Raw genomic sequence first — 4,541 nt, forward strand, 5'->3', positions numbered from 1 at the left:
CAGGGCGAGCAGCCGGCTGCGGGGCCCCGGGGCCGTCAGTCCGGGGGAGCGGCCGGCGAGCCGGGCCCGCACGGAACGCTCGGCGAGCACCTGGCAGCGCTCCAGGAGGGCCGCTGCGAGCCGCCCCCCACGCAGGGCGCGCAGGGCGGCCAGATCGTCCGGGCGGGGATCGTAGCCGGCCGCCAGGGCGTCCTGGAGCAGCTCCAGGTAGCCGGCGGCGGAGCCGGGAAGGGCGTTGCGGTAGCGGGCGAGGTCGGCGAGGAGGAACGCTCGCAGCCGACCCGCCTCGCCGGCCGCCTCGTCCACGGAGCCGGCGAGCCGCAGGCAGTCCTGGACGTCCTCGTCGGACAGGGGCATGGGGTGGAGGGCGATGGCGAGGGCACGTCGGAGCACCCGCAGCTCGTCCGCACTGAACGCCATGCCGCCTCGTGAACCGTAGGGCGTGGGCATAACGCGACAATACGTGCTAAATGGACAAAATCCGTTTAACTGGTCGTCGGTGGCGCGGCGTGCCCGGCCCGGTGCCCCGGCCCCGCCGCGGGCCGTTCCCGCAGGTACGCCGGGCTTCCGCGCGACACTCCTACGACCGGGACACGTTCCGCTCGTACACCAGGCGCAGCCCGATGAGCGTCAGCCACGGCTCGTGCTCGTCGATGACCGAGGACTCCCCCAACACCATCGGAGCAAGGCCGCCCGTCGCGATGACGGTGACGTCGTCCGGGTCGGCGGCAAGCTCCTTCTTCATCCGGGCCACCACCCCGTCGACCTGGCCCGCGAAGCCGTAGATGATGCCGGACTGCATGGCCTCGACGGTGTTCTTGCCGATCACGCTGCGCGGCCGGGCCAGCTCGATCTTGCGGAGCTGGGCGCCCTTGACGCCGAGGGCCTCGACCGAGATCTCGATGCCGGGGGCGATCACCCCGCCCGCGTACTCGCCGCGCGGGGAGACCGCGTCGAACGTGGTGGCGGTGCCGAAGTCGACGACGATCGCCGGGCCCCCGTACAGCTCGACGGCGGCGACGGCGTTGATGATGCGGTCCGCGCCGACCTCCTTCGGGTTGTCCATCAGGACCGGCACGCCCGTCTTGACGCCGGGCTCGACCAGGACGGCGGGCACGTCGCCGTAGTAGCGGCGGGTGACCTCGCGCAGTTCGTGCAGGACCGAGGGGACGGTGGCGCAGATCGCGATGCCCTCGATGCCGTCGCCCAGCTCCATGCCGAGCAGCGGGTGCATGCCCATCAGGCCCTGGAGCAGGACGGCCAGCTCGTCGGCGGTGCGGCGGGCGTCGGTGGAGATCCGCCAGTGCTCGACGATCTCCTCGCCGTCGAAGAGGCCGAGGACCGTGTGCGTGTTGCCGACATCGATGGTGAGCAGCATCAGGCGTCGGCCCCGTCGGCGGAGGTGGACGCGGACGCGTCGCGGAAGTCCAGGCCGATGTCGAGGATCGGCGAGGAGTGGGTGAGCGCCCCGACCGCGAGATAGTCGACGCCCGCGTCCGCGTAGGCGCGGGCCGAGTCGAGGGTGAGGCGGCCGGAGGACTCCAGGACCGCACGGCCGGCGACCAGGGCGACCGCCTCGGCGGTCTCGGCCGGGGTGAAGTTGTCCAGCAGGATCAGGTCGACGCCCGCGTCCAGCACCTCGCCGACCTGCTCCATCGTGTCGACCTCGACCTCGATGGGCAGCTCGGGGTACTCGGCGCGGACCCGTTTGAACGCCTCGGCCACGCCGCCTGCGGCGATCACGTGGTTGTCCTTGACCAGGGCCGCGTCGGAGAGCGACATCCGGTGGTTGACGCCGCCGCCGCAGCGCACCGCGTACTTCTCCAGCGCGCGCAGGCCCGCCGTCGTCTTGCGGGTGTCGCGGACCCTGGCCTTGGAGCCCTCCAGCACGTCCGCCCAGGCGCGGGTGGCGGTCGCGATGCCCGAGAGGCGGCAGAGCAGGTTCAGCGCGCTGCGCTCGCCGGTCAGCAGGTCGCGGGTGCGGGTGGTGACGGTCAGCAGCTTCTCGCCGGGGACGATCCGGTCGCCGTCCTCGACGTGCCGCTCGACCTCGAACTCCTCGGTGCAGACGATCGACAGGACCGCCTCGGCGACCCGGAGCCCGGCGACCACGCCCGCCTCGCGGGCGGTGAAGTCACCGGTGATCACGGCGTCCTCGGGGACGGTCGCCACGGTCGTGACGTCCACCCCGCCGTCGAGGTCCTCCTCGATCGCCACATGGGCGACGTCCTCGACCTGGACGGGATCGAGCCCCGCCTGGGCCAGCAGCAGGGCGAGCGCGGGATCCAGACCGCACTCCAGGGCTTCGGGGCCGAAGCCGTCGTCACCGCCGCAGCCGCAGCCGTCGCCGCAGCCACCCTCCGCCGGTGCGGACAGTGCGGGCGCGCCGACCCGGATCAGCGGTACGTCCACGGGTGTGGGGCGCGGATTCTCTTCGGGCGTGCTCACGGTGACGGCTCCTCGGGGGCGTGGGCGGGTGGTGCGGGTAGGGCTGGTGCTTCTCGTGTGCTGCCGGTGCCGCCCTGTGGTGTCCGACGGTACGGCTGCTTCCCCGTCTGTTTCCAGCGGTCTGCTCACCGGCAGTCTGCTCAATCCGACGGGCGTACGGGCGGAAACGCGGAGGTCTCCGTGCGGTGGACGGCCGGGGTGCGGTCCGGCGCGATACGGACGACCAGGTGGCGGCCGTGGGCGTCGTCGCGGTCGGGCCGGTCCTCGCGCCAGTGGCAGCCGCGGGTCTCCTCGCGTTCCCGGGCCGCGGCGACCAGGACCCGGGAGACCAGGAGCAGGTTAGTGACCTCCCAGGCGTCGACCCCGGGGACGACCGCCTTGGAGCCTCCGGGCCCGTCCGCGTCGGCGGCCGCGTCGCGGTGCAGGGCCTCCAGCTCCTCGGCGGCGGCGGCCAGGCTGTCGGCGGAGCGCAGGACCCCGGCGCCCCGGGTCATGGTGCGCTGGATCGCTGTACGGGCCTCGGGGGCCAGCAGCGGGACGGGCGCGTCGGCGGTCCCGGCGGCATCGTCGGAGCGCCCGGGGCCTGTCGCCGGTTCGGTGCGGGGCGGGCGGGCCTCGGCGATGTCGGCGGCGATGCGCTCGGCGAAGACCAGGCCCTCCAGGAGGGAGTTGGACGCCAGGCGGTTGGCCCCGTGCACACCGGTGCAGGCGACCTCGCCGCAGGCGTAGAGGCCGGGGACGGTGGTGCGGCCGCGCAGGTCGGTGCGGACGCCGCCGGAGGCGTAGTGCGCGGCCGGGGCGACCGGGATCGGCTCGGTGACCGGGTCGATGGAGTGGGCCCGGCAGGCGGCCAGGATCGTGGGGAAGCGCTGCTCCCACATCCGCGCCCCGAAGTGCCGGGCGTCCAGATACATGTGCTCGGTGCCGTGCTCGTGCATCCGGCGGGTGATGGCCTTGGCGACGATGTCGCGGGGGGCCAGCTCGGCCAGCTCGTGCTGTCCGAGCATGAAGCGGACGCCGTCGCCGTCGACGAGATGCGCCCCCTCGCCCCGTACGGCCTCGGAGACCAGCGGCTGCTGGCCCTCGGAGTCCGCGCCGAGGAAGAGGACGGTCGGGTGGAACTGGACGAACTCCAGGTCGGAGACCTCCGCCCCGGCCCGCAGCGCCAGTGCCACCCCGTCCCCGGTGGAGACGGAGGGGTTGGTGGTGGCGGAGAAGACCTGGCCCATGCCGCCGGTGGCGAGGACGACCGAGGGCGCCCGGACCGCGCCGACGCCGTCGTGCTGGCCCTCGCCCATGACGTGCAGCGAGACGCCCGCCGTACGGCCTTCGGCGTCCGTGAGCAGGTCCAGGACCAGGGCGTTCTCGACGGTGTGGAGGGCGGCCTCGCGGACCGCCCCGACCAGGGCGCGGGAGATCTCCGCGCCGGTCGCGTCGCCGCCCGCGTGGGCGATGCGGCGGCGGTGGTGGCCGCCCTCTCGGGTCAGCGCGATGTCGCCGCTGTCCGTGGTGTCGAAGTGCGCGCCGGTGTTGATCAGCCGGCGTACGGCGTCGGGGCCCTCGGTGACCAGGGTGCGCACGGCCTCCTCGTCGCAGAGGCCCGCGCCCGCGACGAGGGTGTCGTCGAGATGCTGCTCGGGGGTGTCGCCCTCGCCGAGTGCGGCGGCGATGCCGCCCTGGGCCCAGCGGGTCGAGCCGTCGTCGAGGCGGGCCTTGGTGACGACGACGGTGTCCAGGCCGGCGGCGGCGCAGCGCAGCGCCGTGGTGAGTCCGGCGACGCCGGAGCCGACCACCACGACGTCCGCGTCGATGGCCCAGCCGGGGGCGGGGGCGGTCAGCCGTATTCCGGTCACGTCAGGGCTCCGAAGGTGAGGGGGATGTTGTCGATGAGGCGGGTGTCCCCGACCCGGGCCGCGACGGCGAGGATCGCCTCCCCGCCCTCGCGGTCGTCTGGGATCTCGGTGAAGTCCGCCGGGTCCACCAGGGCCAGGTAGTCCAGGGCGAGCGGCACCCTGTCCCGGGCGGCGGCCTCTTCCAGGACCGTCCGCGCGGCGGCCCGGACCGCGGCGGGCGCCCCGTTGGGCCGGGCCAGC

At 74.2% G+C, this 4,541-nt stretch carries 5 protein-coding genes; all 5 read right to left on the reverse strand.

Annotated features, from left to right (window positions below; genetic code table 11):
• Positions 1-420, reverse strand: a 420-nt coding sequence (locus B9S58_RS00685; RefSeq protein WP_103530203.1) for a hypothetical protein, incomplete at its 3' end; no start/stop codon positions are given.
• Positions 421-580: 160 nt separating this feature from the next.
• Entirely contained in the window at positions 581-1,378 is a 798-nt protein-coding gene (locus tag B9S58_RS00690) for a type III pantothenate kinase (protein ID WP_103530204.1), read from the reverse strand.
• The gene (gene nadC / locus B9S58_RS00695) at positions 1,378-2,448 is read right to left on the reverse strand and encodes a carboxylating nicotinate-nucleotide diphosphorylase (RefSeq protein ID WP_103530205.1); all 1,071 of its coding nucleotides are present in this window, start codon (positions 2,446-2,448) and stop codon (positions 1,378-1,380) included. Before nadC ends, B9S58_RS00690 begins: the two co-directional genes overlap by 1 nt.
• A 140-nt stretch (positions 2,449-2,588) precedes the next feature.
• Positions 2,589-4,301 carry an L-aspartate oxidase gene (locus B9S58_RS00700; protein WP_103530206.1) on the reverse strand — a complete coding sequence of 571 codons (1,713 nt, stop codon included), beginning with the start codon at positions 4,299-4,301 and terminating at the stop codon, positions 2,589-2,591.
• On the reverse strand, positions 4,298-4,541 hold a 244-nt coding region (locus B9S58_RS00705), incomplete at its 5' end, for a pantoate--beta-alanine ligase (protein ID WP_146063431.1). The genes B9S58_RS00700 and B9S58_RS00705, both read right to left, overlap by 4 nt.

This window comes from Streptomyces sp. SM11 (assembly GCF_002910905.1).
Taxonomy (GTDB): Bacteria; Actinomycetota; Actinomycetes; order Streptomycetales; family Streptomycetaceae; genus Streptomyces.